This window comes from Aquitalea sp. S1-19, assembly GCF_024343515.1.
Map to the genome: position 1 here is coordinate 1 of NZ_RJTZ01000182.1, position 3,254 is coordinate 3,254.

General features: G+C 61.4%; 4 protein-coding genes. All 4 read right to left on the bottom strand.

The window, feature by feature from the left end; genetic code table 11:
- Nucleotides 1-352 precede the first annotated feature (352 nt).
- Nucleotides 353-655 (bottom strand): P-II family nitrogen regulator, encoded by a 303-nt coding sequence (locus EGI20_RS16765; protein ID WP_124736224.1) that lies wholly within the window; start codon nt 653-655, stop codon nt 353-355.
- A gap of 1 nt (nt 656) precedes the next feature.
- Nucleotides 657-1,592, bottom strand: a complete 936-nt coding sequence (locus tag EGI20_RS16770) for a sodium-dependent bicarbonate transport family permease (protein WP_498632845.1) — start codon at nt 1,590-1,592, stop codon at nt 657-659.
- An 89-nt stretch (nt 1,593-1,681) separates the two neighbouring features.
- The gene (locus tag EGI20_RS16775; protein WP_124736226.1) at nt 1,682-2,560 is read right to left on the bottom strand and encodes a phosphoribosylaminoimidazolesuccinocarboxamide synthase; all 879 of its coding nucleotides are present in this window, start codon (nt 2,558-2,560) and stop codon (nt 1,682-1,684) included.
- A gap of 51 nt (nt 2,561-2,611) precedes the next feature.
- On the bottom strand, nt 2,612-3,254 hold a 643-nt coding region (locus EGI20_RS16780; protein WP_498632847.1), incomplete at its 5' end, for an ATP-grasp domain-containing protein.

Consider the following 3,254-nt stretch of genomic DNA (forward strand, 5'->3'; position numbering starts at 1 on the left):
GGTGGTGAAAGGAGAGGATTTCGGCAAGATGCCGGAAAAAGAAACCGAGGTGCACGCCGAAACGCTGATGGCACTGCGCAACAGCATTACCAAACAGCACCCGGCGCTAGAGGTGGAGTGCTATCTGATGGCACTGGATGGCAGCGTCGAGCACATCATACCGGCCTGAATAAGCCCGCCTTGGAAAAGGCGATGTTCCAGTTGTAAGTTGGTGACTTTGATTTCGGGTTTTGTGTCCGCTGCGCGGACATATTTGAGCTTGCCGCTTCCGCGCGGCAAACGGGGTTGGGCTGCTGACGCATAAGCGTCGCTCATCGCGGACAGCGAGCGCCAACTTGTGTGGGACATAGCCTCAGAAAAGCCCAGGTCGCATCACGCCAACGTCGCCGACATACAACACCAGGCCATAATCCGGGGCATAGCGTGCGGCGACATGGGTGGCGATGGCATCGGCCACCTCCGCATCGCAAATCACCTCGACGCGGATATTGCGGTCGAAGCTCCATGCCGCCCGCTTCACGCCGTAATGGCCGCCGCCGCGCGCATCGATCACGGTATAGCCCTGCGCGCCCAGACGCTGGATGTCGCGCGTCAATGGCGCTTCCAGCACGGCTTCACACACAATGGTCAGCAGCTTTTTAGGGTGGTAATCCATCTTATGCGCCCCAGAAATAGCACGTCACAGCCCAGTAAAGCGGGATGCCGGCGAGCAGGTTAAACGGAAAGGTCAGGCCCAGACTGGCCGCCAGCGAGAGTGCCGGATTGGCCTCGGGCACCGCGATACGCATGGCCGCTGGCGCGGCAATATAACTGGACGACGCTGCCAGCACGGCCAAGAGAAAAGCTCCGCCGACAGACAGTCCCAACAATGAAGCGACCCCCAGTCCCAGCAGCGAAAACAGCAAGGGCACCAGCAGGGCAAAGGCCCCGATAAACAGACCCGAACGGCGCAACTCGCCCAGACGGCTGGCGGTAATCAGGCCCATTTCCAGCAGGAACAGCGACAACACCGGCTTGAACAGGTCGAAATACAAGGGCGACAGGCTCTTGATGCCGCTCTCACCCGCGATCCAGCCGATAAGCAGGCCACCAGCGAGCAAGACCACACTCTTGCCCAGCAGCACCTCATGCGCCAGCCGTCCCCAGGCCACCCGATGCCCGCCACCGACGCGCGCCAGCATCACCCCGACAATCAGCGCCGGCATCTCCATCACCGCGAGAAACAACGTCAGCTGCGGCTCGTAAGACACGCCCTGACGCGCCAGAAAGCTGGTGCCTACGGCAAAAGTCACCACACTGACCGAGCCGTAGTGCGCCGCGATCGAGGCCGCATCGGCACGGGCCAGCTTGAAGCGCAGCAAGGCAAACGCCAGGATGGTGAGCGCCACACCCAGCGCCACCACGGCGCCGACCTGCAGAACAATGACAGGAGAGGCCAGCTTGGCCAGCGCCACCCCGCCCTTCAGGCCAATGGCAATCAGCAGGAAAACAGATAGCGACTCATAGAGCGCGGCAGGCAGTTTGAGGTCGGAGCGGGCCAGCCCCGCCCCCAAACCCAGAAGGAAAAACAGTACGACAGGATCCAGCGGCATCAGACATGTCCCGGAAGAGAAGCAAAGACCGTCATGATAAAGCAATGTACGGCGCCGCCAAACCCCGACCGCACTGGGGATTTAAGCGCTTAACCAGCCAGACGCGTCAGCGCCTCGCGGTATTTGGCCGCGGTCTTCTCGCGCACCTCAAGCGGTACGGCAGGCGCGGCCGACACCTTGTCCCAGCCGGATGCTTCCAGCCAGTCGCGCACAAACTGCTTGTCAAACGATGGCGGACTCATCCCTTCGGCGTAGCTGTCGGCCGGCCAGAAACGGCTGGAGTCCGGCGTCAGCGCCTCGTCCATCAGCACCAGCGTACCGTTCTCGTCCAGACCGAACTCGAACTTGGTGTCGCAGATAATGATGCCGCGCGTCGCCGCATATTCGGCGGCAGTTTTGTAGAGGAGAATGGCGGTGTCGCGCACCTTTTCGGCCAACTCCTGGCCGATGAGGCCTACGCACTGATCGAAGCTGATGTTCTCGTCGTGGTCGCCCACAGCCGCCTTGGTCGAAGGCGTAAAGATGGGCTCGGGCAACTTGCCCGCCTCTTTCAGCCCGGCCGGCAAGGTAATGCCGCATACCGCGCCGGTCTTCTGATAATCCTTCCAGCCGCCACCGGCGATATAGCCGCGCACCACCGCCTCGATCGGGATGGTCTTGAGTTTTTTCGCCACCACGGCACGGCCTTCTACCTGCGGCAAATCCTCGGCCGACACCATGTCTTCCGGCTTGTCGCCGGTCAGATGGTTGGGCACCACGTCTTTCAGTTTGTCGAACCAGAAGTTGGAGATCGCGGTCAGTATCTGGCCCTTGGCCGGAATCGGATCATCCAGAATCACATCGAACGCCGACAGACGGTCGGTGGCAATCATCAGGATGCGCTTGTCGTCGATTTCGTACAGGTCGCGCACCTTGCCGGAGTAGATTTTTTTCAGGCTATTGAGATGGGTGGTGGTGATGCCGGTCATGAATTTTTCCAGATAAAGAAAAGGCGAAGCCTTATGGCTTCGCCTGATGAATCAGAGTGTGTCTTTCAGCGCCTCGGCCTGCTCCAGCGCCGCGTCGGCCGTAGCTGCCATCACGTTGAAGTGGCCCATCTTGCGGCCCTTGCGCGCCTCGCGCTTGCCGTACAGATAAAGCTGCGCATTCGGCGCCTCGGCCAGCACATTCCACTTGGGCTCGCTGCCATCTTCGCCCCACACATCGCCCAACAGGTTGACCATGACGACCGGGGTCATCAGTTCGGTCGAACCCGGCAACAGGCCGCATAGCGCGCGCACTTGCTGCTGGAACTGGTCGGTGACGCAGGCGGTCAGCGTGTAGTGGCCGGAATTGTGCGGACGCGGCGCGATCTCGTTGACCACCAGCGTGTCGTCGCCCAGCACAAAGAATTCGACGGCCAGCACGCCAACGTAATCCAGTTCGTCAGCCAGACGCTGCGCCATCGTTTGCGCGGATGCCGCCAAGCCGGCAGCAATGCGCGCCGGCACGATGGACACATCGAGGATACCGTTCGCGTGGCGGTTTTCCGCCAGCGGGAATACCGCCATCTGGCTGGCGCTGGTACGGGTAACGATGGCCGACACCTCAAGCTTGAGGTCCAGCATCTTCTCTAGCACGCAGGCGACGCCCAGGTCGGCGAAGGCGGCACGCGCCTCGGCC

What these genes read in the sequence shown, in the direction of transcription:
- EGI20_RS16770 (WP_498632845.1), bottom strand. Translation starts at nt 1,592, where the DNA reads ATGCCGCTGGATCCTGTCGTACTGTTTTTCCTTCTGGGTTTGGGGGCG.
- EGI20_RS16775 (WP_124736226.1), bottom strand. Translation starts at nt 2,560, where the DNA reads ATGACCGGCATCACCACCACCCATCTCAATAGCCTGAAAAAAATCTAC.
- EGI20_RS16765 (WP_124736224.1), bottom strand. Translation starts at nt 655, where the DNA reads ATGGATTACCACCCTAAAAAGCTGCTGACCATTGTGTGTGAAGCCGTG.